Here is a 24542-nt window from a genome sequence, read left to right as displayed (position 1 = left end):
TGGACCGAAGACCTCATTCAAGCCTTCGACCGACTCGGTCGGCTACCCGAACCCGTTGGCTGACAACGGAATCCGCCGAAAACAACGACCAGGACCCACGGAGAAACCCGGCCTGCGGCCGGGCGACACCACCTGCCCGGACACGGCCAACACCAGCACCCACCGCCTCGATCAACAAACCAGCCCAAGCAGCAGCACTTAATGAAAGACGGAGGCTAGTCGGTCGGGCAGGCGGGGGCGGTGAAGACCGGGTGGGCGCCCTGGGTGAAACGGCACCCGAAAGCCGGGTCGGCCACCACCGAGGGGCGCAGGATGGCGTCGCCGGCGGGACGGTGGCCGGTGCTGATCCAGCCGGTCAGGTCGTCGAAGGCGGAGGTCAGTTCGGGCTGGGTGAAGTCGCAGTGGCCGACACCGCGGATCGCCCGGGAGACGAACAGGCCGGCGCGGCCGTGGGCGGTGGCGCGCTGGGCATACACCTGCTCCATCGAGAACGGCACGAACAGGTCGCCGATGTCGTGCAGGGACAGCACCGGGATGCGCGGGTTGCCGTCGACGCGCGGGATGCCGGCCAGGCCCGGGTCGGCCGAGGCGGTCGGCCGCACCCGCAGGACCTGGGCGTTCAGCCGCCACTCGGCGGCGGTCGGCCAGATCCGGTCGGTGCTGCGGTAGACCGTGAACCGGTTGTCGGTGACGTTGCCGGGCGCGATGTTCGACGTGCCGCCGGTCAGGCCGGGGTAGAGGCCGAACAGGAACGGCAGGTCGGTCAGGGGCGCGCTGGCGGGCGCGGCGTTCCAGTAACTGAACGCCGAGTCGAACCCGGGCCGCGCTCCGCCGGTGCGGCGCTCGACGACGTCGGACCAGGTCTGCCCGGCGGCGGTCAGGACCGGGGGACGGCCGGTGGCGACACCGAGGCCGGGCAGGATCTTGGCAACTTCCTGCCGCCACTGATCCTGGTAATCGGACGGCGGCGACAGCGGGAAGTCGATCTTCGTGCCGGTCAGGGCGGCGGCGGTGACGTTCGCGTCCAGGAAGTAGTCGAACAGCTTCGTGTCGCCGAGCACGCCGCAGTAGGGCATCGCACCCGCGAAGGTGCGCGGATAGGTCTCGATCGCGACCGCGGTGACCTGCCCGCCCATCGACTTGCCGGTCATGATCACGCTGCGCGCGGCCAGCCCGGTGACCTGCCGGAACAGACCGATCATCGCGTACGAGTCACGCACGCCCTGCCCGACGTCGTAACCGTTGGTCGCATAGCTGGAGGCGGCCCACGCGTAGCCGGCCGTGATGTAGTGCGCCCGCAGGTCCGGGTTGTCGACGTAGACCGTCGTGCCGGTGCCGCGGTAGCCGTGCGCGAACACCACCAGTTTGCCGTTCCACGCCTGCGGCACCTCGATGCGGTAGGCCGCGCCGCCGGAGATTCCGGTGTGGACGGTCGCGCCGGCCAGGGCGGTGAACGGGGCACCGCTGACGTCGCAGTTCGGGTCGAGAACGAGATAGCCGGGCTGGGTCGTGCTCGGCGCCGGCGCTGCGCAGGTCACCGGGGCAGCGGCTCGCGCCGGTGCGCCGATGGCCAGCGGAATTGCGGCAATCAGCGCCAGGGCAGCTCGTTTCGACCACGTATTCATGCTGTTACCTCCGGGTAACAGCAAACGACTCGGCATCGATGGAGTCAAGAGGGCGGGCGGGCCGCTACGGTGTTGTCCCAAGTAGGACCCTCAGGAGAGATCGTGGCGGCAGATCGTGTATGACCCGGACCCGGCCGGCCCGCCGCCGGCCGTGCTGAAGCTGCGCCTCGAGCCGCTGCTGGCCGCCATCGCCGTCGACGGCACCGGTGTCGCCCTGCGTGACCTGCGTCCGCGCGACGGCGACTATGCCAAGGTCTTCCGCCCGGCCGCCTGTGAGCGGGCCCGCGAGCGATACGAACGGCTGTGGTCCGGCCCGATCGATTTCCGTCACCCGGACCCGGAGGCGCGCGTCGAGATCGACGTGGTGCGGGCCGGCGAGAGCGCGACGCTGGTGCCCGGCCGGGCCTGGGCGAGCTGGCGTTACGTCGTGCCGGGGCAGACCGCCGGGCTTTCCTACGACGGACTGGTGTGGTGCGACGACCACTGGGCCTGGTTCCCCAAACCGCACCGGCTATGACGAGGGCGGAGGAGCGGTGCTGGCCCGGCTGATCAGCGTGGTCGGCACCAGCTCGGTGCCGGGCTCGTTGCGGTCGTCGTGGATCTGCGACAGCAGGCCCTGCACGCAGCGCCGGCCCACCTCGGCGAAGTCCTGGTGGATCGTGGTCAGCGGCGGGAAGTACGCACCGGCGTCGGGCAGGTCGTCGAAGCCGATCACGCTGACGTCGGCCGGCACCCGGCGCCCGTTCTCCTGCAGGGCGCGCAGCACGCCGAGCGCCATCTGGTCGTTGGAGGCGAACACGGCGGTGCACTCCGCGACGGCCGCGAGCTTCAGCCCCGCGCGGTACCCGGATTCGGCCGACCAGTCGCCGCGCAGCACCTCGGGGACCGGCCGCCCGGCCTCGGCGAGCACCGATCGCCAGGCCCGCTCGCGACGCTCGCTGGCGAAGGACTCGGCCGGCCCGGTCACGTGCCAGACGGTGTGATGGCCGAGGCGGATCAGCTCGCGGACGGCCTGCCGGGCGCCGTCGGCCTGGTCGGTGTCGACGACCGGGTAGCGGTTGCCGGCGTCGGAGTCGACGACCACCACCGGCACGCCGACCGGCAGGGTCAGGTTGGCGGAGTCGAGGAGGTGCACTTCCATGATCACGATGATGCCGTCGACCGCGAGCTCGCCGAGCCGGGTGAACGCGCCGAGCACGCCGTCCTGGGTGGGGATCGCGACCGGGATCAGGGTGATCGCATATCCCTCGCGGGCCGCGTGCGACGCGATCGCCTCGACGGTGCGGCTGTTTCCGGTGGTGGCGAGCGTGAAGACGATCACGCCGAGGGTGCGGAACGCGCCGCGTTTGAGGGCCCGCGCCGCGCTGTTGGGGCGGTACCCGAGTTCCTTCATCGCGGCCAGCACCTGCTGGCGGGTGGATTCGACGACGCTCGGGTGGCCGGTGCTGACCCGGGAGACGGTCTGCGACGACACGCCGGCGAGCCGCGCGACGTCGGCCATCGACACCCCGCGACGTCGCTGCGGACCTGCGGCCGAGTCCCTTGACGATCTATCCACGCGGTGAAACTATCACCACGATGTTTACGTAAACATAACTCCGGTCACCTGCAGGCAACATTGCTGTGTATGGCCTATGTTTGCGCAAACATCCCGACAAGGATGAGGTCCCATGACAGCACCACCGATCGCGGCGCCTGCGAGTGTGCGCCGGCGACGCCGCCCCTCGTTCCGGGGTTGGCAGTTCGTCGGGCCGTTCATGCTCGTGTTCGCGCTCGTGTTTCTCGCCCCGATCGCGTACTCGATCTACCTGAGCCTGTACCGGAACAGACTCATCGGTGGCAACTCGTTCGTCGGGCTCCAGAACTACAAACAGGTCGTCAACGACCCGAACTTCTGGTCGTCGGTCGGCCGGGTCTCGCTGTTCCTGGTCGTCCAGGTCCCGATCATGCTCTTCCTGGCGCTGCTGATCGCGCTCGCGATCGACAGCGGCCGGCTCTACGGCGCCGGGTTCTTCCGGGTCGCCGTCTTCCTGCCGTACGCCGTGCCGGCCGTCGTCGCCGCCCTGATGTGGGGCTTCATCTACGGCTCCCAGTTCGGCCTGATCGGCAACATCAACGACGCGCTGAACGTGTCACTGCCCGACCCGCTGAAGCCCAGCCTGATCCTGGCTTCCATCGGCAACATCGTGACCTGGGAGTTCGTCGGCTACAACATGCTGATCTTCTACTCCGCGCTGAAGGTCGTGCCGAAGTCGCTCTACGAGTCGGCCGAGATCGACGGCGCCGGACAGTACCGGATCATCTGGTCGATCAAGCTCCCCGCGATCCGGGGCGCCCTGGTCATCGCCACGATCTTCTCGATCATCGGCAGCTTCCAGCTGTTCAACGAGCCGGCCATCCTGCGGGCCTCGGCGCCGAACGCGATCACCACCTACTTCACGCCGAACTTCTACGCCTACTCGCTGACCTTCTCCGGGCAGCAGTTCAACTACTCGGCGGCCGTGGCGGTCGTGATGGCCGTGATCACGATGATCGTCGCCTACGTGGTCCAGCTCCGCGGAACGAGGGACCTCTGATGACGACAACCACGGTGCCCGGCTCCGCCCGTACACCCGCAGATGAAGTGACCGCGAGCAAGCCGCCCAAGCGCAAGCGCCAGGGCAGTGTGATCCTGACCGTCCTGACCTCGCTCATGGCGCTCTACGCGCTGGTCCCGCTCGCCTGGCTGGTGATCAACGCGACCAAGACCCCGGAGGGGCTGTTCAGCTCGTTCGGGCTGTGGTTCGACGACGGGCACTTCGCGCTCTTCGACAACATCAAGACCACGTTCACGTACGACAACGGGATCTTCTCGCGCTGGCTCGGCAACACTTTGCTGTACGTCGTTCTCGGCGCGGGCGGCGCGACGTTCCTCGCCGTGCTCGCGGGTTATGGCCTGGCCAAGTTCCAGTTCTTCGGCAAGAAGGCCGTCTTCGCGATCGTGATCGGCGCGGTGGCCGTGCCGCCGACCGCCCTCGCGGTACCGACGTTCCTGATGTTCAGCAAGATCGGCCTCACCAACACCCCGTGGGCCGTGATCATCCCGTCCCTGATCTCCCCGTTCGGGCTGTACCTGATGTGGACCTTCGCCGCGCAGGCCATCCCGACCGAGATGCTCGAGGCCGCCCGGGTCGACGGCGCGAGCGAGTTCCGCACCCTGTTCCGGATCAGCGTCCCGCTGCTGGCCCCGGGCATCGTCACCACCCTGCTTTTCACGATGGTCTCGACCATGAACAACTACTTCCTCCCGTTGATCATGCTCAAGAACCCCGACTGGTACCCCCTCACCGTCGGCCTCAACGCCTGGAACGCGCAGGCCGGCACCGCGGGCGGCGAGGCGGTCTTCAACCTCGTCATCACCGGATCGCTCATCACGATCGTGCTGCTGCTCGCCGCGTTCCTCATGCTGCAGCGCTACTGGCAGTCCGGCCTCGCCGCCGGCTCCGTCAAGGAATAGCCCTCCCGAAAGAAAAGGACCCTCCATGTCCAGATTCCGCACAGTCGCGGCCGTCGCCTCAGCGGCCGCACTGGCCCTGTCGATGGCAGCCTGCGGCTCGTCCGACTCCTCGTCGTCCGGCGACAGCTCTTCCGGCAGCAAGACCATCTCCGACGCCGACGTGACGGCGGCCCTCGAGAAGGGCGGCAACCTGACCGTCTGGGCGTGGGAGCCGACGCTCAAGCAGGTCGTCGCGAAATTCCAGGAGAAGTACCCGAAGGTCAAGGTCGACCTGGTCAATGCGGGCACCGGCGACAAGCAGTACACCGCCCTGCAGAACGCGATCGCGGCCGGCAAGGGCGTCCCGGACATCGGCCAGATCGAGTACTACGCGCTGCCGCAGTTCGCCCTCGGCAAGTCCCTGACCAGCCTCGGCACGTTCGGCGCCGACGGCATCAAGGCCGACTTCACCCCCGGCCCGTGGAACTCGGTCAACAGCGGCGGCCAGGTCTACGGCCTGCCGATGGACTCCGGCCCGATGGCTCTCTATTACAACAAAGAGGTCTTCGACAAGTACAAGATCGCGGTGCCGACCACCTGGGACGAGTACCTCGACGCGGCCCGCAAGCTGCACGCGGCCGACCCGAAGGCGTACATCACCAACGACACCGGCGACGCCGGCTTCGTGACCAGCATGATCTGGCAGGCCGGCGGCAAGCCGTACACCGTTGACGGCACCAACGTCACGATCAACTTCACGGACGAGGGCACCGCCAAGTTCGTCAAGGTCTGGCAGACGCTGATCAGCGAGAAGCTCGTCGCGCCGGTCTCGTCGTGGAGCGACCAGTGGTTCCAGGGCATCGCCAGCGGCTCGATCGCGTCGCTCGCGACCGGCGCCTGGATGCCGGCCAACTTCCTGTCCAGCGCCCCCGGCGGCTCCGGCAAGTGGCGCGCCGCCGAGCTCCCGCAGTGGACCGCCGGCGCGACCGCCAGCGCCGAGAACGGTGGCTCCTCGCTCGCCCTGATGGACAAGGGCACCGCCGACAAGGCCCTGGCCTACGGCTTCCTGAAGTACGCGACCGACGGTGACGGCGTGCAGACCCGCGTCGACAACGGCGCCTTCCCGGCGACCACCGCCCAGCTGTCCGACTCGAAGTGGCTGAACACCGAGTTCCCCTACTTCGGCGGCCAGAAGGCCAACGAGATCTTCGCGAAGTCGGCGAACAACGTCGTGACCGGCTGGTCGTACCTGCCGTTCCAGGTCTACTCGAACAGCATCTTCAACGACACGGTCGGCAAGGCGTACGTCTCGGGCACCACGCTCACCGACGGCCTCAAGGCCTGGCAGGACCAGTCCGCGAAGTACGGCACCGAGCAGGGCTTCACCGTCAAGTGACACCCGGGGGCCCGCCTCCCGGGGCGGGCCCCCGTTTTAAGGAGATCGTGTTGAGTTCCCCCCGATGGCTGCGTCGCGCCGGTGCACCGCGCTTGGAGTTCGGCGCCGACTACAACCCTGACCAGTGGCCCCGTGCCGTGTGGGACTCCGACGTCCGGCACATGCGCGAGGCCGGCGTGACCATCGTGTCGCTCGCGATCTTCTCCTGGGCCAAGATCGAGCCGGCCGACGGCGTCTACGACTTCGCGTGGCTCGACGACGCGATGGATCTCCTGCACGCCAACGGGATCTCGGTCGACCTGGCCACCGCGACCGCCTCGCCGCCGCCGTGGCTGACCGCCGCGCACCCGTCCATCCTCCCGGTCGACCGGGAGGGGCACACGATCTGGCCCGGTGGCCGCCAGCAGTGGCGCCCGACCTCGCCGATCTTCCGTTCGCACGCGTTGCGCCTGGTCGAGGCGCTCGCGTCCCGCTACTCCGACCACCCCGCGCTCGTCGCCTGGCACGTCTCCAACGAGCTGGGCTGCCACAACGTCTACGACTACTCCGACGACGCGGCGGCCGCCTTCCGGGTGTGGCTGCGCGACCGCTACGCGACGCTGGACGAGCTCAACGACGCCTGGGGCACCGCGTTCTGGTCGCAGCGTTACACCGACTGGGCCGAGATCATCCCGCCGCGGCTGGCCGCGACCCACCCGAACCCGGGGCAGCAGCTCGACTTCAAGCGGTTCTCCTCGGACGCGCTCAAGGATTACCTGGTCGCCGAGCGCACCCTGCTGCGCGGCATCACCCCGGACGTGCCGATCACCACGAATTTCATGGTGATGGGCGAGACCAAGGGGATGGACTACGCCGACTGGGCGGCCGAGGTCGACTTCGTCTCCAACGACCACTACCGCCAGCCCGGCCCGCAGTCGCTCGACGAGCTGTCCTTCTCGGCCAACCTGACCGGCAACATCGCCGGCGGCCGGCCGTGGTTCCTGATGGAGCACTCGACCAGCGCGGTCAACTGGCAGCCGATCAACGTGCCCAAGAAGCCCGGCGAGCTGGCCCGCGACTCGCTCACGCACGTCGCGCACGGCGCCGACGCGGTCTGTTTCTTCCAGTGGCGGCAGTCCCGGGCCGGCGCCGAGAAGTACCACTCGGCGATGCTGCCGCACGCCGGCGCCGACAGCGACCTGTTCCGGTCGGTCGCGGCGCTCGGGCATCAGCTGGCAACGTTGTCCGAGCTCGCCGGCACGCCGCGCACCCGGGCCCGGGCCGCCATCGTGTTCGACTGGCCGTCGTGGTGGGCGTCCGAGCTCGACTCGCACCCCACCGACCGGCTGCGCTACCGCCAGGAAGCCCTGGACTGGTACACCGCGTTCCTCGGCCTCGGCGTCCGCGCCGACGTGGTGCCGCTGTCGGCGCCGCTGGAGGAGTACGACGTGGTGATCGCCCCGGTCCTGCACGTCATCCCGGCCGACCTCGCGAAGCGCCTCGACGCGTACGTGTCGGCGGGCGGTCACCTGGTCACGACGTACTTCTCCGGGGTCGTCGACGAACATGACCACGTGTGGCTCGGCGGTTATCCGGGCGCGTTGCGCGACCTGCTCGGCATCCGGATCGAGGAGTTCGCCCCGCTGCTCGACGACGAGAGCGTCCAGCTCACCAACGGCACCGTCGGCACGCTGTGGACCGACCGGGTCGACCTGGCCGACGACGCCACCGAGGTGCTCGCCGCCTACGAGTCCGGCGAGATGGCCGGCCGCCCGGCGGTGACGCGCCGTGCGGTGGGGGCGGGCTCCGCGGCGTACGTCTCGACCCGCCTCGGACCTTCGGGTCTGAGCCCGGTCCTCGGCGCCCTGCTGGAGCGGGCCGGGGTGGACAGCGAGCTGCCGGCCGCGTTGCGTGGCCGCGTCGAGCTGGTGCAGCGGGGCGAATTCCGCTTCGTCATCAACCGCACCGACGTCCCGATCGACATCTCGTCCCTGGGATCGGCCGAGTCCACTCTCGCCGCCAGGGGAGTGGCGGTGATCCGCGCCTGACCGTTCCAGGCGCACGGAACGACCCGGCGGCCGCTCGCCGGGTCGTTCCGCGTTTTCCTACGGCACAATGATCGTCTTGCCGCGGAGCCGGCCGGCCTCGGCGTCGCGGTGCACCGACGCCAACTCGGCGAGCGGCCGCCGAGCGGCGATGTCGAGCCGGACCACACCGGCGTCGATGAGCCCGACCAGCGCGGCGAGCTGCGTCGTGTCGTTGCGGGCCACGAAGTGCGACGTCGTCACCGGTAGATCGGCGTCGGCCGGGCCGGTGGCTTCGACCGGGCCGGTGACGGAAACGATGACGCCGCCCGGCCGCACGGCGGCGACCGGGGCCGGACCGGGCACCAGGTGGAGGAGCACGGCGACCGGCTCGGCCACCGTCAACGGCGCGGCCGTGTAGTCGATGACCTCGTCCGCGCCGAGACTCCGGACCGTTTCGGCGCTGCGCGGGCTCGCGGTGGCGATGACGTACGCCCCGGCGTGCTTGGCCAGCTGCACCGCGAAGCCGCCGACCCCGCCGACCCCGCCGCCCGCGCCGTTGACCAGCACCCGCTGGCCGGGTTCGACCTGGGCGTGGTCGAACACCGCCTGCCACGCGGTGAGCCCGGCGATCGGAATGGCGGCGGCATCGGGCAGCGGGACCGTCGTGGGCGCGGCGACCAGGGTGCCGGCGGGGGCGGTGACGTACTCGGCCGCCGTTCCGCCGGTGTCGACCCGGCCGATGACCCGGTCGCCGGTTGCCACCACGGTCCCGGCCAGGTCGATGCCGAAGGCGTACGGCAGATCAACCCGCAGGAATCCACGGCGGATCCCGATGTCGGACGGGTTGAACGAGGTCGCGGCCACCTTGATCAGCACCTCGCCGCCCGCCGGCAAGGGGACTTCGTCGAGGCGGATCACGTCGGCGTCGCCGTACTCATGAATTCGCATTGCCTTCACGACGATGAAGCTATGCCCGACACCCCCGCGGTCCGGCTGGGGCCGGGCGACGTCGTGTTCCGGCCGCACGGTCACGGCCACACGCTCGCCGGCGGTCCGGCCACCCCGGTCACCGGGCCCGCCTGCCACCCGGACGACCCGGGCGTGCCCCCGAGATTCGACGGAGAGCCCACCGCGGTCCTGCTGTGCGGCGCCTACCAGGTCGATCCGGTCCGGGTGCATCCGCTGCTGCACGATCTGCCCGCGCTGGTGCGGCTCCCGCCGCTGGGCGCCCCGGTCGATCTGCTCGCCGCCGAGCTCGAACAGTCGCGCCCCGGCGCCGACGCGATCATCCCGGCGCTGCTGGACACGCTCCTGGTCCACATCCTGCGCCGGTGGCTCGAGCAGAACCCGGCGCACGCTGGCTGGCCGGCCGCCCTGAACGACCCGGTCACCGCGGCCGCCCTGCAGGCGATGCACCGCGACCCGGCCCGCCCGTGGACGGTTGCCACCCTCGCCGCCGGGGCCGGCCTGTCCCGCGCGCCGTTCGCCCGCCGCTTCGCCGCCCTGGTCGGCCGGCCCCCGCTGACCTACCTGACGTGGTGGCGGATGACCACTGCCGCCCGGCTGCTGCACGAGTCCGACGCGCCGCTGAGTCTGATCGCCGGCCGGGTCGGTTATTCCTCGGAGTTCGCGTTCGCCAACGCCTTCAAGCGTCAGTACGGGATAGCCCCGGGCCGTTACCGCTCCTCACCCGATCCGCCACGACCCGACCGGGTCGGCGTAGAGGCCGCCCGGAGCCCATTCGATCGAGCCGGCCGGCGACAGCACGTCGAACACGATCTCGCCGGACCGCTCCTGCCCGGTTCGTAAATCGTTCGTGGAGTCCAGCACCGTGGTGTCGCATCCGGAGTACGTGCCCGAAACGGCGTCGGCGGTGGTGCCGTTCGCCCCGACGAACGTGAAGTCCAGCGGGTTGACGGTGCCTTGGCCGGAGCGCTGCGCGACCGTCACCTCGACGACCAGGTAGACGCCCTGTTCCGGGTCCGGAAAGTAGTGTTTGCACGGCTTCCGGTAGGTCTTCGCGAACCTGATGGTGCCGTCCTGGACGCCGCGGGCGGGATCGGTGACAGTCATGGTGGAGCCGAGTGGCACGCCGTACCCTCGGTCGGCGCTGCCCACCTTCGGCCCGGGCCGGACCGGAGCGCCGTCGCCCAAGCCGCCGAACGCGGCGGCAAACAATCCCACGCCGACCGCCAGCGTGACGACGGTGACGATCACGGGCAGCGGGTTCCTCCGCCGGGGCGGCGTGAGCTGATCGTCTGACACGCGCTGCTCAACGGAGCTCGCCGGGTGCGCGACGTCGCCCGAACGGCCATCGTGGGACGATAGAGAGTGGAACTCACTCATCAAGAAGTCTTCCAGCGGTACATCTACGCCGGCGCGATCAGCCGGAACCCGGACGCGGTCGCCGAGCTGTTCACCTCCGACGGCGTCTACGAGGTGCCGCTGGAGCCGCGCCGGCTCGAGGGCCGCGAGGCGATCCGGGCCGGCATCGTCGATTATCAGCGGCAGCCCGAGGGCCTCGGCACGGTGAACATGGAGCTGTCCCGCGCCGTCCTGCACGACACCACCGACCCGGCCGTCTTCATCGCCGAGATCGACACCGTCCTCGACCGGCCGGACGGCACCCGCGGCACGATGTCGCTGGTCCAGATCTTCCGGGTCCGCGGCGACCGGATCGCTCACCTCCGCGATTACTTCACCCTCTAGGTTTCGATAGCTGCATTATGCAGCTATGCTGGTGGAGTGTTCAAGCAACCCAAGGCCGTCTACGCGGTCGCCTTCGCCTGCGTCGTCAGCTTCATGGGGATCGGCCTGGTCGACCCGATCCTGCCGGCGCTGTCCAAGCAGCTGGAGGCCACGCCCAGCCAGGTCAGCCTGCTGTTCACCAGCTACCTCCTGGTGACGGCGGTGGCGATGCTCTTCACCGGCTGGGTCTCCAGCCGGATCGGGGCCAAGCGCACCCTGGTCACCGGCCTGGCCGTGATCGTGGTCTTCTCCGCGCTCGCCGGCCTGTCCGGCTCGATCAACGGCATCGTCGGCTTCCGGGCCGGCTGGGGCCTGGGCAACGCGATGTTCATCGCGACCTCCCTGGCGGTGATCGTCGCCTCCGCCTCCGGTGGCTTCGCCGGCGCGATCATCATGTACGAGGCCTCGCTCGGTCTCGGCATCGCGGCCGGCCCGCTGATCGGCGGCCTGCTCGGCAACATCAGCTGGCGCGGCCCGTTCTTCGGTGTCGCCGTGCTGATGGCGATCGCGCTGCTGGCCACCGTCGTGCTGCTCGACCCGACGCCCAAGCCCGACCACCGCACGTCGGTCCTCGCGCCGCTCAAGGCGCTGCGCCACCGCAGCCTGCTCACCATGAGCCTGACCGCGGTGCTGTACAACTGGGGCTTCTTCACGATGCTCGGCTACGCGCCGTACCCGATGGAGCTCAGTGCGATCAAGCTCGGCTTCGTCTTCTTCGCGTGGGGCCTGCTGCTGGCGTTCTTCTCGATCACCGGCGCGCCGTGGCTTCAGCGCAAGTTCGGCACGGCGCCCTCGATGTACGGCGCGCTGACCGTCTTCGCGCTGCTGCTCCTGTTGATCGGCATCCTCACCGACAACCGCTGGGCGGTCATCGTCTGCGTGATCGCCTCCGGCATCGTCGCGGGCATCAACAACACCCTCACCACCCAGGCGGTCATGCTGGTCGCGCCGGTCGAGCGGCCGGTCGCCTCGGCGGCGTACGGTTTCGTCCGGTTCATCGGCGGCGGCCTCGCACCCTACTTCGCGGGCAAGATGGTCGACCACTGGAACATGCACGTCCCGTTCGTGGTCGGCGCCGTCGCGGTGCTCGTCGGCGTCGGGATCCTCAGCACCGGCCACCGCATGCTGGCCGTCGCCGACGCCTCCATGGCCGGTGGCGGGCACGGCACGCCGGACGAGGTGGCCGGCGAGGTCGCCGACGAGTTCGGCGGCGCCCCCGACGCGATCGACTTCGAGAAGGAAGCTTCGCGCAGCACGCAACGGTGATCAGTGTGGCCGGAGGCCGTCCATCAAGAGGTTCAGCAGGCGGGCGGCCTGGGCTTCGCGCGCCGGTTTCGAGGCGACGGTGAAGATGCCGACGAGGGCGGCGGCGATGTCCTCGGCGGTGACGTCGGGGCGGAGGTCACCGGCCACGCGGCCGGCGTCGAGGATCGTGGTGATGGCGGTCAGCAGTTCGGCGCGGGTGTCGGCGTGGGCGATCTCGCCCGCCTGGATCATCGAGAGCAGCGTGTCGAGCATGCCGTTCTTGGCCGCGATCCAGTCTCCGAACAGGTCCGTCCAGCGCCGCATCGCCGCGGCCGGCGGCATCTGGCCGAGCAGGTCGCGGGCGCCGGTGGTGAGGCGCACGACCTGGTCGCGGTAGACCGCGTCGACCAGCGACTCGCGGGTCGGGAAGTGCCGGTAGAGCGTCGCGATGCCGACGCCGGCCTCGCGGGCGATCGCGCGCATCGACGGCTCGCCGCCGGCCGACATGAACACCCTGGTCGCCACCGCGAGCAACTGGTCGCGGTTGCGGGCCGCGTCCGCTCGCGGCGCGCGGGTTTCCGCCTCAGTCAAAACGGATCACGCTCCGGTTGTGCTAGGTTCGATCAAGCAAACGGAGCATAGTCCGTTTCACCCACGGAGCGGAGCGGTCAGATGCCGGCGAGCATGAGCAAGGCGGTCCAGCTCGATTCCTTCGGCGGACCCGAGGTCCTGAGCGTTCGCGAGGTGCCCGCGCCGCAGGCCGGCCCGGGGCAGATCCGGGTGCGGGTCACCGCGGCCGGGCTGAACCCGATGGACTGGATCATGACCGCCGACGCGGACACCGCCGCCCGGTTCGGCCTGAGCCTGCCGGCCGGGTTCGGGACCGATTACGCGGGAGTGGTGGACCAGGTCGGTGACGGGGCGACCGGGTTCGCGGCCGGCGACCGGGTCTTCGGTTCCGCCCTGTCGCGCGCGGTCGCCGGCTTCGTGGTCGTTGACGCGGCCGGGAGCGTTGCGGCGAACGAGGCCCATCGCACTCCGGACGGCGTCGACGACCCGACCGCCGCCACGCTGGCGATCGCCGGCCGCACGGCGGCCGCCGCCCTCGCCGTCGTCAGCCCGGGGCCGGGCGACACGGTGCTGATGGGTGGCGCGGGCGGCGGGGTCGGGGTGTTCGCGGTCCAGTTGGCCCGGCTGGCGGGGGCGCGGGTGATCGGGACGGGATCGGCGACGTCGGCCGACTTCCTGCGCGGCCTCGGGGCCGAGCCGGTCGCCTACGGTGACGGCCTGGCCGACCGGGTGCGGGCTCTCGCCGGCGATGGGGTCACCGCCGCGATCGACCTGCACGCGACGGAGACGGTCGACGCCGCCCGGGCGCTCGGCGTCGAGGACAAGCGGATCTGCACCATCGCCGCCCAGGTCGACGGGGTCATGGCGGCCAACGGCGCGAGCGCCGCACCCGGCGCCCTGGCGGAGATCGCCGGCCTGGTCGCGGCGGGCCGGCTGCGGGTGCCGATCGCGGCGACCTTCCCGATCGAGGAGATCTGCGCCGCGGTCGAGCTCCAGGCGGGCCGGCACGCGCGCGGCAAGATCGTGATCGATATCTGATCAGCTGCCGGTGACCGCGCGCAGCAGGAAGTCGACCAGGCGGCGGGCGTGGTCGGCGGTGTTCGCGGCGAGCGCCGCGCGTTTGCCCGGCGGGGTGCTCAGCGCGTGCATCATCGCGCCGCCGGCCAGGGTGTCCAGCAGCAGCGTGACCGACGTGCCGGGGGGCAGCTCGCCGCGGGCGATGCCGCGGCGCACGATCGCCCGGGCGGCGAGGGTCTGCGCCGTACGCATCGCTTCGTAATTTTCGCCGACGCCCGGGATCGCCCCCGCCTCCAGGGAAAGGCGCAGCGCGGCCCGGCTGGCCGGGCCCGAGTAGAGGTCGAGCATCTGCGTGGCCAGCTCGACCATGTCGCCGTGCAGGGTGCCGGTGTCGACGTCGCTGACCCGCAGCAGCCCGGTGGTCAGGGCGTCGGTCAGCAGTGATTCCTTGCTGCTCCAGCGCAGGTAGAGGGAGGCCTTGCCGACGCCGGCCCGTTTGGCGACGACCTCCATGGCGAAACCGGCCCAGCCGAGCTCACCGAACACGTCCAGGGCGGCGCGGGCGATCCGCCGGTCCACCTCCGGATCGCGGGGCCGCCCCGGCGCGCTGGTCGTTGTCATAGGACCACTCTATTTCCTGAACGAAACCCGTCTCGGTGAGGAAGCGCTTCCCCGGCAGAACCGCTTGTTTCAACACATGATGCTGATCGTTACGGGTCGATGTTGAGAAAGCGCTTCCCGAGCGTCGATACTCCCTGCACTCCTTATCCCCGTTCCCCAAGGGAGTGTTGATGCATTCATCCCCACGAATCCGCGTGCTCGCGGCCGTGACCCTCACGGTCGCCGCCACGCTGTTCATCGCCCCGGCCGTCGCCGAGGCGGCCACCGTCACGGTGCAGGCCGAGGCCTACGCCGCGCAGTCCGGCGTGCAACTGGAGAACACGGCCGACTCGGGCGGCGGCCAGAACGCCGCCTACCTCGCCAACGGCGACTGGATGCGGTACGACGGCGTCGACCTCGGCGCCGCCGGCTCGCTCACCGTGCAGGCCCGGGTCGCGTCGGCGACCGGCACCGGCACCATCGAGCTGCGCACCGGCTCGCAGACCGGCCCGGTGCTGGCCACCCTTGCCGTCGCCAACACCGGCGGCTGGCAGGCGTGGACCACCCAGACCACCACCGTGGCCAGCCACCCGACCGGCGCGCAGACCGTCTTCGCGCTGCTCAAGAACTCCACCGGCGGCGACTTCGTCAACATCAACTGGTTCTCGTTCGGCGACGGCACGTCGACCGACGGGCCGGGCTGGGTCCCGATCGACCAGGCCGCCTGGAACGCCCAGCTGGCCCAGTTCAGCGCGCTGGTCCCGAAGCCGGTGCCGGCCGGCAATACCCGCGTGTCGGAGTTCAACGCCTCCTGCGTGTACAGCCACTCGCACCCGGACGACCCGATCATCTTCCCGGGGATGCCGGGCGCGTCGCACATGCACACGTTCCTCGGCAACGACAAGACCGACGCCAACACCACCACCCAGACGCTGCTCGCCAACGCCGGCACCAGCTGCAAGCCGGCGCCGGACCTGTCGGCGTACTGGATTCCCACCCTCTTCAACGGCGACCAGGCGATCGAGCCGAAGGACGTGGTCGTCTACTACGGCTCCCGGCTCACCGACCCGAGCGTCACCAAGCCCTTCCCCCAGGGCTTCCGGATGATCGCGGGCGACGCCAAGCTGCAGACGCCGACACCGGAGGGCTCGGTCAACGCGTTCTACTGCGCCGGCCCGGGCGGTCAGATCGGCCGCAGCGCCGACGGCAACTGGCCGATCTGCGCCTCCACCGCGGTGCTGATGTTCCACCTGGTCTTCCAGGACTGCTGGGACGGCAAGCACCTGGACAGCCCGACCCACAAGGCGCACGTCTCGTACAGCTACACCGGCACCTGCACCGGTGACTACCCGATCGCGATCCCGAACCTGTCCTTCCTCATCTCCTACCCGACCCAGGGCTCGGCCAACGGCTTCCGGCTGGCCTCGGGCATGGCGTCGTCGATGCACGGCGACGCGTTCTTCGCCTGGGACAACCTGGCCCAGAGCCAGCGGGTGAAGAACTGCCTGGTGCAAAAGGCCAAGTGCAACACCGAGGGCAATTTCTGACGTACGGCCGGGGCCGGCGCCCTCTGACGCCGGCCCCACTTTTCAGATCTCGGTCGACTCGCCCCAGGGCAGGTTCTCCAGGGGCAGGCCGGCCAGCCCGTTCTCGCCGAGCAGCATGCGGTACGAGTTCTGGCCCAGCTCGCTGAGCATCAGCTCGTGGATCTGGATCGCGCGCCCCGGCCGCACCGCCCGCACGAAGTCGGCGGCGTCGCCGAGCCTGGTCCACGGCCCACTGGTCGGCAGCAGCAGCGTCTCGACCGGCGCCGCCGGCGCCACATAGGAGTCGCCCGGGTGGAAGACCCGGCCCTCGACCAGGTAACCGACGTTGTCCGGCCGCGGGATGTCGTCGTGGATGAGCGCGTGCCGCTCGCCGTGCACGGTGACGCCGAAACCGGCGGGTTCGATGCGGTCGCCGGCCGTGACCGCGACGACCCGCCCGTCGCGCTCGCCGAGCTTGTCCACGACCGCCGCCGTGCCGAACACCCGCAGGCCGGGCCGCCGATCGAGCTCGGCGGCCAGCGCGGCGTCGTCGAAGTGGTCGAAGTGCTCGTGCGTGATCAGGACCGCGTCGGCGGCGGCGATCAGCTCCGCCGCGTCCGGCGTGAACGTGCCGGGGTCGATCAGCAGCGTCCGGTCGCCGTCGGTGAATGTGACACAGGCGTGAGCGTGCTTGGTGAGGCGCATCGCGGGCTCCATCTATACAGCGGTGTTGTACAACTCAAACTATACAACGGTGCTGTATATTCTCCGCATGGTGCCGGACGAGGACTTCGCCGAACAGCTCAGGCACGCGATCGGCCGCTTCGTGCGCGCCACCCGCGCCCGGGCCGACACGGTCCCGGCCACGCATGCCGCGGCCATGGGCGCCCTCGATCGCGAGGGCCCGCAGACCATCGCGGGGCTGGCGGCCGGTCGCGGCGTCAAGCACCAGAGCATGAGCCGCACGATCGGTGAGCTGGAAGCACTCGGCCTGGTCGGCCGGGCCCCGAACCCGGCCGACGGGCGGGCGTTCCTGATCACCATCACGCCGGCGGGGGCGGCGGCCCTGGAGGCCGACCGCGCTTCCCGCCGGCACTGGGTGGCGGATGCCATCGCGGCCGAGCTGACCGCCGACGAGCGCCGCATCCTGCTGGCCGTTCCGGGCCTGCTCAACCGCCTGTCCGCGGCGGGCGAGGCCAGCCGCCTTTCTGCAGCGGGCGAGGCCGGCGGCGTTTCGGTAGCGGGCGAGGCCGGTCAGGGCTGAATGTTCTCCAGATCGGCCAGCAGGCTCGGGTGCGTCGGCTCCCAGCCGAGGGCCTCGCGGGTGTGCGCGCTGGACGAGGGCTGGTCGGTCGCGAAGACCGGGCCGAGCGGGCCGTAGGTCTCGGCCGGCACCGACTGGACCGGCAGGCCGAGCCGCCGGCCGATGACCGCGGCGATGTCGCGCACCGCGTCGCCCTCGTCGTCCACGGCGTGCCAGGAGCTGTCGGCGGGCGCCTTCTCCAGGGCGAGCCGGAACAGCACGGCCGCGTCAAGCGCGTGCACAGCCGGCCAGCGCTGGGCGCCGTCGCCCGGGTAGCCGGACACGCCGCTCTGGCGCGCGATGTTGGTCAGCAGACCGGCGAAACCACCGTTGCCCTCGTTGTGCACCGTGCGCGGCAGGCGCACCGCGGTGGCCCGCACCCCGCGCTCGGCCAGGCCCAGGGTCGCGATGACGGTGCGGCCGCGGCCGCCGACCGGCCCGTCGGTCGGCAGCGGGTCGGCCTCGGTGGAGGCGCGGCCCGGAATCCAGGGGGTGCCGGAGACGACGACGAAGGGCCGGTCGCTGCCGGCGAGCGCCTCGCCCATCGTGGTGATGGCGGCGGTCTCCTCGGCGATCGCCTGCGCGAGGGCCTCGGGGCTGCTGAAATCGTTGGCGAAGGCCAGGTGGATCACGCCGTCGGACTGGGTGGCGCCGGCCCGCACGGCGTCCAGGTCGGCGAGGCCGCCCCGCAGCGTTTCGGCGCCGGCCGCCTCGGCGGCCTTCGCGGAGTCGTCGGAGCGGGCGAGGGCGAGGACGGTGTGGCCGTTGCCGAGGAGCTCGGCGACGACGGCGGTGCCGATCAGGCCGGTGCCGCCGGTGATGAAGACGCGCATGGGAACTCTCCCGCAAGTGATGGGACTCTTGTCCCGTCAGACGCTACCAGGTGACGGGACAGAAGTCCCATCACCTATGATGGAAACCATGGCTCGATGGGAACCGGGAGCGCGCGAACGCCTCGTGATGGCGGCCGTCGACCTCTTCACCGAGCAGGGCTACGACGCGACCACGGTCGCGCAGATCGCCGAGCGGGCCGGGGTCACCAAGAGCACCTTCTTCCGGCACTTCCCCGACAAGCGCGAGCTGCTGGTCGCCGGGCAGGAGGCGCTGAGTCTGCTGCTGGCCGAGGGGATCGCCGAGGCGCCCGCCGAGGCCGGCCCGCTCGACGCGGTCGCGGCCGGCCTCGAGCGCGCCTCGGCCGCGTTCGGCGAGGTGAGCCGCGAGATCGCCCCCCGGCTGAAGGCCGCCGTCGCCACCAGCACCGAGTTGCAGGAGCGGGACGCCCTCAAGAGCGTCAGCCTCGCGGCCGCGATGACCGCCGCCCTGATCGGCCGGGGCGTGCCCGACCCGATCGCGGCTCTCGCCGGCGAGCTGGGCCTGCTGGCCTTCAAGCGGGGCTACACGACCTGGGCCGGCGACGCCAAGGGCGACTTCGCCCCGCACGCGCTGGCCGCCCTGGCCGAGCTGCGGGCGGCGAGCGCGGCGCTGGGCTGATCGTCACCCGGCGGCCGGGATGCCGGCGGGTGCGTCGATCAGCAAGGCGATGTCCTCGGCCGGCATCGGGCGGGCGAAGTGGAACCCCTGGGCCAGCTGGTAACCGACCCGGTGGAGCCGTTCCGCCTGCTCGGCGGTCTCGACGCCCTCGGCGACCGCCTCGATCCCCAGCCCCTGGGTGATCGCGATCAGGCTGTCCACGATCACCGCCTGCGGGCTGGCCGTGGTCACGCCGTCGACGAAGGACTTGTCGACCTTCAGGATCTGCACCGGGCAGTCCACCAGCAGGCTCAGCGAGGACTGGCCGGTGCCGAAGTCGTCCAGCGCCACCCGCAGCCCCATGGTGTTGAGCGCCTTCACCGCGTCCAGCGCCGCGCCGGTGCCGAGCACCGCGGTCTCGGTCACCTCGGCGACCAGCCCGCGCGGGTCCGCGCCTTCGCGGGCGAGCAGCGCGGCCATCTCGGCGGGGAAGTCCGGCTCCTGCAGCTGCCGGGCCGAGATGTTGACGCTCACCTTGGCCGGCGCGCGATCGCCGTACTCCCGTTGCCAGGCCGCGGCCTGCCGGATCACCTGCTCCAGCACCCATCGGCCGAGCTCGACGATGTAGCCGTTGCGCTCGGCGAGGGGGATGAAGACGGCCGGCGAGATCAGCCCGTGATCCGGGTGCCGCCAGCGCACCAGCGCCTCCACCCCGGCGAACCGGCCGTGCGGCAGCTCGACGATCGGCTGGTAGAGCATGAACAGCTCGTCGCGGGCGATGGCCTGGCGCAGGTGCGCGCCGAGCCGGACGTCGGCGGCGGCGAGTTCGTCCATGAGCGAGTCGAACCAGGCCCAGCGGTCGCCGCCGACGCTCTTGGCCGCGTACATCGCGACGTCGGAACGGCGCAGCAGCTCCTCCGGGGTGTCGCCGGTCCCCGCCGCCGTCGCGCCCAGGCTGACCTGCGGCGTCATCTCGTTGCCGCCGACGAACAGTGGCTGGCGCACGACGTCGAGCAGCCGGTCCAGCAGGGCGGCCGCCTCGCCGGCGGTGCGGCCCCGCAGCAGCACGGTGAACTCGTCGCCGCCGAGCCGGGCCGCGGAGTCGGCCGGGCCGATCGTGGCGGCCAGGCGAGCCCCGATCTCCCGGAGCATCTGATCGCCGGTGTTGTGCCCCATCCGATCGTTGATCACCTTGAAGTCGTCCATGTCCAGCAGCGCCATGTGGAACGGCTCGCCGGTGGCCAGGACGTCGGTGAGCGTCTCGGTGAACAGCGTCCGGTTCGGCATGCCGGTCAGCGGATCGTGGGTCACCTCGTGGTCGAGCTGCTCCTGGTAGCCACGCATCTGGCGCATGTTGCCGTCGACCGTGTCGAGCAGCCGGTTGTTCTCCCGCAGCGCCGACACCTGCCGGAACGCAACCAGCCCGCTCACGATCGCCGCGCAGATCGCCAGCAGCAGGAGCTCCCCGCCGGTCGGCGCGGCGGCACCGATCACAGCGAGACAGACGGCCGCGAGGGCGAGGTAGGGGAGAGCGGTGAGCCGGCGTGCGGGCTGCCGGGGCGGCGGGGTGGCCGGCGCACGGAGCTGACGCTCCGCCGCGAGCTGGGCGGTCAGCGAGATGAAGGCGGCGGCGAGCATGGTTCCGGACAGGTGCGGGTGGGCACGCAGGTGCGGGGCAAGAGCGCCGCCGGCGGCCGCGAGCGACACCCCGGCCGTGATGATGCCCAGCGCCTGCCGGTCGAGGTGACCGGCGCCGGCGAAAGTCATCTTGATCATGGCCAGAGCCGCGAGCAGCACCAGCAGGATGACGCCCGCCATCGGCAGGATCGCCCCGTCGCCGGTCAGCCCGATGTGGCGCAGCGAGTAGTGCCAGACCAGCACTCCGGCGGTGACCAGCACGATGGTCGCGTCCACCCCGAACCGGATCCACTCCGGCCGGGTCCGGTGCCAGGAGGTGAGCCGCAGCATCGCGCCGAAGGCGAAGAACAGCAGCCCCAGCAGCAGCGCCGAGGTGAGTGGACTGACGTGCCGGGAGGGCGCATCCGGTCCGGCGGTGGCGTCGGCCGCGTTGCTGACCACGCCGGCCACGAGCACCGCGCAGGCCAGGCCGATCCGCAGCCAGAACGCGCGGCCGACGGCGCTGAGTTCGCCCCGCCGCCAGACCCGCAGGCAGGCCCGGGCGGCCAGGGCGGCCATGAACGGCAGTGCTGCCCAGCCCACGACCGGGTGGGACCAGACGTGGCCGAGCCCGATCAGGAACCAGCCGGCGCTGAACAGGAACAGGGCGGCGCCCACGATCATGGACGCGTTGATGCCTCGGGGGAGGACCGCTGTGGGCACGAGCCGACGATCGGTCGCCGCGCGCCGGACTTGACGGATTGTCAGGCCGATCCCCGTATCCGATAAGAGTGTTGCCCATTAGTGCAAACAAAATCGAACATGATTCAGCGCTTATTGACGCGTTCGAGCGTTCGGGCGTAATTTCCGGCTCGGGATGTCGACACCCATGAATATCAGCGCCGTCCTTTCCCCCGGAGCGCCCCATGCTCAGACATCGTCCGTCCCCACTCCTTCTCCGTGTCGCCGCCGTGCTGGCCCTCATCGCCGGCACGATCGTCGGCCTGGCCGGCGCCGCCAGCGCGGCCACCTCCCAGTCCTGCGACATCTACGCCGCGGCCGGCACCCCCTGCGTGGCCGCACACAGCACCGCCCGGGCCCTGTTCGGTGCCTACAGCGGCCGTCTCTACCAGGTGACCCGGGCCTCCGACGGCGCCACCCACGACGTCGGCACGCTCGCCGCCGGCGGCTACGCCAACGCCGCCGACCAGGACGCCTTCTGCAACGGCAGCACCTGCCGAATCACCAAGATCTGGGACCAGACCAGCCGGCACAACGACCTCTCGGTCGCGCCGGACGGCAGCGCCGGCAGCGGCGACCGGGGCGCGAACGCGAGCGCCATCGCGGTGACGGCCGGCGGCCACAAGGTGTACGGCATCTGGGGCACCCCCGGTGTCGGCTACCGATACACCGGTGTCGCCTCCGGCGTGGCGGTCAACGGCCAGCCCGAGGGCGTCTACATGGTGGCCAGCGGCACCCACGTGGGCTCCGACTGCTGCTTCGACTACGGCAACGCCGAGTCCACCCCGAACGACACCGGCAACGGCCACATGGACGCCGTCAGCATCGCCACCACCTGCTACTTCGCGCCTTGCCAGGGCTCCGGCCCGTGGATCGAGGCCGACCTGGAGAACGGCATGTTCCAGGGCGGCAACGGCTCCAACCCCAACGCGGGCAACAACTCGGCGTTCGTCACCGCGGTGCTGAAGAACAACGGCCAGACGACGTACGCGCTGAAGGGTGGCAACTCCCAATCGGGCGGCCTGACCACCTGGTACAACGGCTCGCTGCCGACCGACAAGAGCGGCTACAAGCCGATGCACCAGGAAGGCGGCATCATCCTGGCGATCGGCGGCGACAACAGCAACCGCAACCGGGGCACCTGGTTCGAGGGCGCAATGACCTCGGGCTACCCGACCGACGCGGCCGAGAACGCGGTGCAGGCCAACGTGGTGGCGGCCGGCTATGCGGGCCAGACCAATGTGATCAACGGCCCGGCCGGCACGGTGACCGGTCCCGGCGGCAAGTGCATGGACGTGGCCGCCGACGACACCGGTGTCAACGGCGCGGGCGTCCAGCTGTGGGACTGCCAGACCTACGCCGAGGACCAGCACTGGACACACCTGGCCGACAACACGCTGCGGACACTCAACCGCTGCCTGGACATCGTGGGCAACGGCACCGCCGGCGGCGCGCAGCTCGAGCTCTGGGACTGCAACGGCGTCGGCGGCCAGAAGTGGATCCAGCAGGCCGACGGCTCCCTGAAGAACCCCCAGTCGGGCCGCTGCTTGGATTCACCGAACGGCGCCACGGCCAACGGCACCCGCCTGCAGATCTGGGACTGCAACGGAGCAGCCGCCCAGAAATTCGCGGTCAACGGCGGCGGCGCCACCCTCGGCCCCGGCAGCAAGTGCGTCGACGTGGCGGCCGACGACACGGGGGTGAACGGCACCGCGGTGCAGCTGTGGGACTGCCAGTCCTACGCCGCCGACCAGCACTGGTTCCACAGCGCCAACGCCTCGCTGCGTGCGCTCGGCCGCTGCCTCGACATCGTGGGCAACGGCACCGCGAACGGCGCGCAGGTCGAGCTGTGGGACTGCAACGGCGTCGGCGGCCAGGTCTGGCAGCAGCAGGCCGACGGCTCCCTGCTCAACCCGCAGTCGGGCCGCTGCCTCGACTCGCCGAGCGGCTCGACCGCCAACGGCGCTCGGCTGCAGATCTACGACTGCAACGGCAGCACAGCCCAAAAATTCGCCCTGACCTAAAACCCCAGCCCCACGCGGTGCAAACCCCAGCCCCACGCGGTGTTAAAGCTCCGCCCCGCGCGGTGTTAAAGCTCAGCCCCGCGCGGTGTTAAAGCTCCGCCCCGCGCGGTGTTAAAGCTCAGCCCCTACCCCATTTTTGTAAAGAAGCACGTATCCAGGGGACGACCCGCGCGGTCGCCGTCAATGAGTTGAGCCCGGTTTTCGACATCGCGGGGTGTGCGACGTCGAAAACCGGGCTCAACTCATTGACCTCAAAGGCGACCGCGCCCGCGGAGCGAAGCGGAGCCAGCAAGCTCAGCAGCCATGTGCACCACCCCAGCCACGCACCCCGCAAGAAGACCCCCACCTCACCCCCGCTCGTAGGGAATCTTCTCCCCGGCCTCAACCGCAACCGGAAGCCGATTCTCCGCAGGAGGCAGCGGACAGGTAGCAAAGTCCGTATAGGCGCAAGGCAGGTTCGTCGCCCGGGTGAAATCGAGCACCACACTGCCGTCGACACGGGCCGGGGCAATGGCCAGGCTCCGATTGGCCGCGTAGGTAGTGACACCGGACGTCTCATCGGTGAACAGCGCGAAGAACGACCCCGGCGTCCGCCCATTGAAAACAGTCAGCGCCAGCGAAGTGCCGAGCGCCTCGAACTCAACCCGCCCAGGCGACGAGTAGACATGCTCCAAACCCTCGACGGCCGCCCCCACGGTCACATCACGAGGCGAGTCAAAAGGAACGAACCGCCCACGAAGCACCCACTTCTCGTCAGGCTCATAGGCCGGCGTGCCGCGGAATCCGGCACGCAGCGAGTGCGACGGATGCCGCGGCCGGACGATGTCGAAGCCGCCACGCTTGGCCACCTCGATCACCGCGTCGCCGGCGCCGACGTCGATGCCGCCGCGCTCGGCGATGACCCCGAGCGAGACGTGCCCGGTGAGGTCGGCGCCGTCCACGGTCACCGACTCGCCCTCGGCCAGGTCGACGACCACCCCGCCCGGACCGGTCGACCACTCACCGGGCGCGTCCGGAAACCGCTGTGGTGTCGAGGAAAGGAAGTTCAGGCTGGTGATGGCCAGGAACCCGTGCGGGGCGGCCAACTGCTGTTCATGCGCGGCGTGCCACTGCGCCCACTCATCTGTCGCCATGCCCGCCAGCCTATCCCTACTTCGAGAGTAGGAGATAGTCCCAAGT

Annotated in this window: 22 protein-coding genes and 1 pseudogene; 13 read left to right on the top strand and 10 right to left on the bottom strand. The window is 70.5% G+C overall.

Annotated features, from left to right (window positions below; translation table 11 throughout):
• Window positions 1-215: 215 nt before the first annotated feature.
• Window positions 216-1625 (bottom strand): phthalyl amidase, encoded by a 1410-nt coding sequence (locus AB0E90_RS39500; protein WP_360417283.1) that lies wholly within the window; start codon window positions 1623-1625, stop codon window positions 216-218.
• Between the two features lie 115 nt (window positions 1626-1740).
• Between AB0E90_RS39500 and AB0E90_RS39495 the strand changes: the two genes are divergently transcribed.
• The gene (locus AB0E90_RS39495) at window positions 1741-2142 is read left to right on the top strand and encodes a hypothetical protein (RefSeq protein ID WP_360417281.1); all 402 of its coding nucleotides are present in this window, start codon (window positions 1741-1743) and stop codon (window positions 2140-2142) included.
• Here the strand turns inward: AB0E90_RS39495 and AB0E90_RS39490 are convergent.
• Window positions 2137-3126, bottom strand: coding sequence for a LacI family DNA-binding transcriptional regulator (locus tag AB0E90_RS39490; RefSeq protein WP_360417279.1), 990 nt, complete (start codon window positions 3124-3126; stop codon window positions 2137-2139). The two genes, AB0E90_RS39495 and AB0E90_RS39490, sit on opposite strands and share 6 nt — an antisense overlap.
• Window positions 3127-3295: 169 nt before the next feature.
• Here AB0E90_RS39490 and AB0E90_RS39485 point away from each other — a divergent pair, with 169 nt between their 5' ends.
• From AB0E90_RS39485 to AB0E90_RS39470, 4 genes are all read left to right on the top strand, one after another.
• Window positions 3296-4201, top strand: coding sequence for a sugar ABC transporter permease (locus AB0E90_RS39485; protein WP_360417277.1), 906 nt, complete (start codon window positions 3296-3298; stop codon window positions 4199-4201).
• A gap of 116 nt (window positions 4202-4317) precedes the next feature.
• Entirely contained in the window at window positions 4318-5121 is an 804-nt protein-coding gene (locus tag AB0E90_RS39480) for a carbohydrate ABC transporter permease (protein WP_360417295.1), read from the top strand.
• A 25-nt stretch (window positions 5122-5146) separates the two neighbouring features.
• Window positions 5147-6496, top strand: coding sequence for a sugar ABC transporter substrate-binding protein (locus AB0E90_RS39475; RefSeq protein ID WP_360417276.1), 1350 nt, complete (start codon window positions 5147-5149; stop codon window positions 6494-6496).
• A gap of 50 nt (window positions 6497-6546) precedes the next feature.
• Window positions 6547-8523 carry a beta-galactosidase gene (locus AB0E90_RS39470; RefSeq protein ID WP_360417274.1) on the top strand — a complete coding sequence of 659 codons (1977 nt, stop codon included), beginning with the start codon at window positions 6547-6549 and terminating at the stop codon, window positions 8521-8523.
• Window positions 8524-8580: 57 nt separating this feature from the next.
• On the opposite strand, the gene AB0E90_RS39465 is transcribed toward AB0E90_RS39470, so the two are convergent.
• A complete protein-coding gene (locus AB0E90_RS39465) occupies window positions 8581-9450 on the bottom strand; it encodes an NADP-dependent oxidoreductase (protein WP_360417293.1) in 870 nt (289 codons plus the stop codon).
• A 21-nt stretch (window positions 9451-9471) separates the two neighbouring features.
• On the opposite strand from AB0E90_RS39465, the gene AB0E90_RS39460 reads away from it, so the two are divergent.
• Complete coding sequence (locus AB0E90_RS39460; RefSeq protein ID WP_360417272.1) at window positions 9472-10311, top strand: AraC family transcriptional regulator; 840 nt, start codon at window positions 9472-9474, stop codon at window positions 10309-10311.
• A gap of 15 nt (window positions 10312-10326) precedes the next feature.
• Here the strand turns inward: AB0E90_RS39460 and AB0E90_RS39455 are convergent.
• Window positions 10327-10575, bottom strand: a pseudogene (locus tag AB0E90_RS39455) (hypothetical protein); the annotation flags it as partial.
• A 258-nt stretch (window positions 10576-10833) separates the two neighbouring features.
• Between AB0E90_RS39455 and AB0E90_RS39450 the strand changes: the two are divergent.
• On the top strand, window positions 10834-11211 hold the full coding sequence (locus tag AB0E90_RS39450; protein WP_360417271.1) for a nuclear transport factor 2 family protein: 378 nt from the start codon (window positions 10834-10836) through the stop codon (window positions 11209-11211).
• Window positions 11212-11247: 36 nt separating this feature from the next.
• Window positions 11248-12516: an MFS transporter gene (locus tag AB0E90_RS39445; RefSeq protein WP_360417269.1), complete on the top strand. Its 1269-nt coding sequence runs from the start codon at window positions 11248-11250 to the stop codon at window positions 12514-12516.
• On the opposite strand, the gene AB0E90_RS39440 is transcribed toward AB0E90_RS39445, so the two are convergent.
• Complete coding sequence (locus AB0E90_RS39440) at window positions 12517-13086, bottom strand: helix-turn-helix domain-containing protein (RefSeq protein ID WP_360417268.1); 570 nt, start codon at window positions 13084-13086, stop codon at window positions 12517-12519.
• Window positions 13087-13179: 93 nt separating this feature from the next.
• On the opposite strand from AB0E90_RS39440, the gene AB0E90_RS39435 reads away from it, so the two are divergent.
• Entirely contained in the window at window positions 13180-14103 is a 924-nt protein-coding gene (locus tag AB0E90_RS39435; RefSeq protein ID WP_360417266.1) for an NADP-dependent oxidoreductase, read from the top strand.
• Here the strand turns inward: AB0E90_RS39435 and AB0E90_RS39430 are convergent, their stop codons facing one another.
• Window positions 14104-14703 (bottom strand): TetR/AcrR family transcriptional regulator, encoded by a 600-nt coding sequence (locus AB0E90_RS39430; protein ID WP_360417264.1) that lies wholly within the window; start codon window positions 14701-14703, stop codon window positions 14104-14106.
• 170 nt (window positions 14704-14873) lie between these two features.
• Here AB0E90_RS39430 and AB0E90_RS39425 point away from each other — a divergent pair, with 170 nt between their 5' ends.
• Complete coding sequence (locus AB0E90_RS39425) at window positions 14874-16229, top strand: DUF1996 domain-containing protein (protein WP_360417262.1); 1356 nt, start codon at window positions 14874-14876, stop codon at window positions 16227-16229.
• 42 nt (window positions 16230-16271) lie between these two features.
• On the opposite strand, the gene AB0E90_RS39420 is transcribed toward AB0E90_RS39425, so the two are convergent.
• A complete protein-coding gene (locus tag AB0E90_RS39420; RefSeq protein WP_360417260.1) occupies window positions 16272-16913 on the bottom strand; it encodes an MBL fold metallo-hydrolase in 642 nt (213 codons plus the stop codon).
• 67 nt (window positions 16914-16980) lie between these two features.
• Here AB0E90_RS39420 and AB0E90_RS39415 point away from each other — a divergent pair, with 67 nt between their 5' ends.
• On the top strand, window positions 16981-17472 hold the full coding sequence (locus AB0E90_RS39415; RefSeq protein ID WP_360417258.1) for a MarR family transcriptional regulator: 492 nt from the start codon (window positions 16981-16983) through the stop codon (window positions 17470-17472).
• On the opposite strand, the gene AB0E90_RS39410 is transcribed toward AB0E90_RS39415, so the two are convergent.
• Entirely contained in the window at window positions 17463-18344 is an 882-nt protein-coding gene (locus AB0E90_RS39410; protein WP_360417256.1) for an SDR family oxidoreductase, read from the bottom strand. The two genes, AB0E90_RS39415 and AB0E90_RS39410, sit on opposite strands and share 10 nt — an antisense overlap.
• Window positions 18345-18432: 88 nt before the next feature.
• Here AB0E90_RS39410 and AB0E90_RS39405 point away from each other — a divergent pair, with 88 nt between their 5' ends.
• On the top strand, window positions 18433-19002 hold the full coding sequence (locus AB0E90_RS39405) for a helix-turn-helix domain-containing protein (RefSeq protein WP_360417254.1): 570 nt from the start codon (window positions 18433-18435) through the stop codon (window positions 19000-19002).
• Window positions 19003-19005: 3 nt separating this feature from the next.
• On the opposite strand, the gene AB0E90_RS39400 is transcribed toward AB0E90_RS39405, so the two are convergent.
• Window positions 19006-21321: a bifunctional diguanylate cyclase/phosphodiesterase gene (locus tag AB0E90_RS39400; RefSeq protein ID WP_360417252.1), complete on the bottom strand. Its 2316-nt coding sequence runs from the start codon at window positions 21319-21321 to the stop codon at window positions 19006-19008.
• Window positions 21322-21524: 203 nt separating this feature from the next.
• On the opposite strand from AB0E90_RS39400, the gene AB0E90_RS39395 reads away from it, so the two are divergent.
• A complete protein-coding gene (locus AB0E90_RS39395; protein WP_360417249.1) occupies window positions 21525-23363 on the top strand; it encodes an arabinofuranosidase catalytic domain-containing protein in 1839 nt (612 codons plus the stop codon).
• A 347-nt stretch (window positions 23364-23710) separates the two neighbouring features.
• On the opposite strand, the gene AB0E90_RS39390 is transcribed toward AB0E90_RS39395, so the two are convergent.
• On the bottom strand, window positions 23711-24496 hold the full coding sequence (locus AB0E90_RS39390; protein ID WP_360417247.1) for a DUF1684 domain-containing protein: 786 nt from the start codon (window positions 24494-24496) through the stop codon (window positions 23711-23713).
• Window positions 24497-24542 lie beyond the last annotated feature (46 nt).

Origin of the sequence: Actinoplanes sp. NPDC026619 (assembly GCF_040638295.1) — a bacterium.
Taxonomy (GTDB): Bacteria; Actinomycetota; Actinomycetes; order Mycobacteriales; family Micromonosporaceae; genus Actinoplanes.
The sequence above is the reverse complement of the archived record's forward strand: the minus strand, read 5'-3'. Positions and strand labels throughout refer to the sequence as shown.

What these genes read in the sequence shown, in the direction of transcription:
- AB0E90_RS39405 (WP_360417254.1), top strand. Translation starts at nt 18,433, where the DNA reads ATGGCTCGATGGGAACCGGGAGCGCGCGAACGCCTCGTGATGGCGGCC.
- AB0E90_RS39410 (WP_360417256.1), bottom strand. Translation starts at nt 18,344, where the DNA reads ATGCGCGTCTTCATCACCGGCGGCACCGGCCTGATCGGCACCGCCGTC.
- AB0E90_RS39485 (WP_360417277.1), top strand. Translation starts at nt 3,296, where the DNA reads ATGACAGCACCACCGATCGCGGCGCCTGCGAGTGTGCGCCGGCGACGC.
- AB0E90_RS39475 (WP_360417276.1), top strand. Translation starts at nt 5,147, where the DNA reads ATGTCCAGATTCCGCACAGTCGCGGCCGTCGCCTCAGCGGCCGCACTG.
- AB0E90_RS39465 (WP_360417293.1), bottom strand. Translation starts at nt 9,450, where the DNA reads ATGCGAATTCATGAGTACGGCGACGCCGACGTGATCCGCCTCGACGAA.
- AB0E90_RS39425 (WP_360417262.1), top strand. Translation starts at nt 14,874, where the DNA reads ATGCATTCATCCCCACGAATCCGCGTGCTCGCGGCCGTGACCCTCACG.
- AB0E90_RS39415 (WP_360417258.1), top strand. Translation starts at nt 16,981, where the DNA reads ATGGTGCCGGACGAGGACTTCGCCGAACAGCTCAGGCACGCGATCGGC.
- AB0E90_RS39490 (WP_360417279.1), bottom strand. Translation starts at nt 3,126, where the DNA reads ATGGCCGACGTCGCGCGGCTCGCCGGCGTGTCGTCGCAGACCGTCTCC.
- AB0E90_RS39430 (WP_360417264.1), bottom strand. Translation starts at nt 14,703, where the DNA reads ATGACAACGACCAGCGCGCCGGGGCGGCCCCGCGATCCGGAGGTGGAC.
- AB0E90_RS39420 (WP_360417260.1), bottom strand. Translation starts at nt 16,913, where the DNA reads ATGCGCCTCACCAAGCACGCTCACGCCTGTGTCACATTCACCGACGGC.
- AB0E90_RS39500 (WP_360417283.1), bottom strand. Translation starts at nt 1,625, where the DNA reads ATGAATACGTGGTCGAAACGAGCTGCCCTGGCGCTGATTGCCGCAATT.
- AB0E90_RS39460 (WP_360417272.1), top strand. Translation starts at nt 9,472, where the DNA reads ATGCCCGACACCCCCGCGGTCCGGCTGGGGCCGGGCGACGTCGTGTTC.
- AB0E90_RS39395 (WP_360417249.1), top strand. Translation starts at nt 21,525, where the DNA reads ATGCTCAGACATCGTCCGTCCCCACTCCTTCTCCGTGTCGCCGCCGTG.
- AB0E90_RS39480 (WP_360417295.1), top strand. Translation starts at nt 4,318, where the DNA reads ATGGCGCTCTACGCGCTGGTCCCGCTCGCCTGGCTGGTGATCAACGCG.
- AB0E90_RS39435 (WP_360417266.1), top strand. Translation starts at nt 13,180, where the DNA reads ATGAGCAAGGCGGTCCAGCTCGATTCCTTCGGCGGACCCGAGGTCCTG.
- AB0E90_RS39390 (WP_360417247.1), bottom strand. Translation starts at nt 24,496, where the DNA reads ATGGCGACAGATGAGTGGGCGCAGTGGCACGCCGCGCATGAACAGCAG.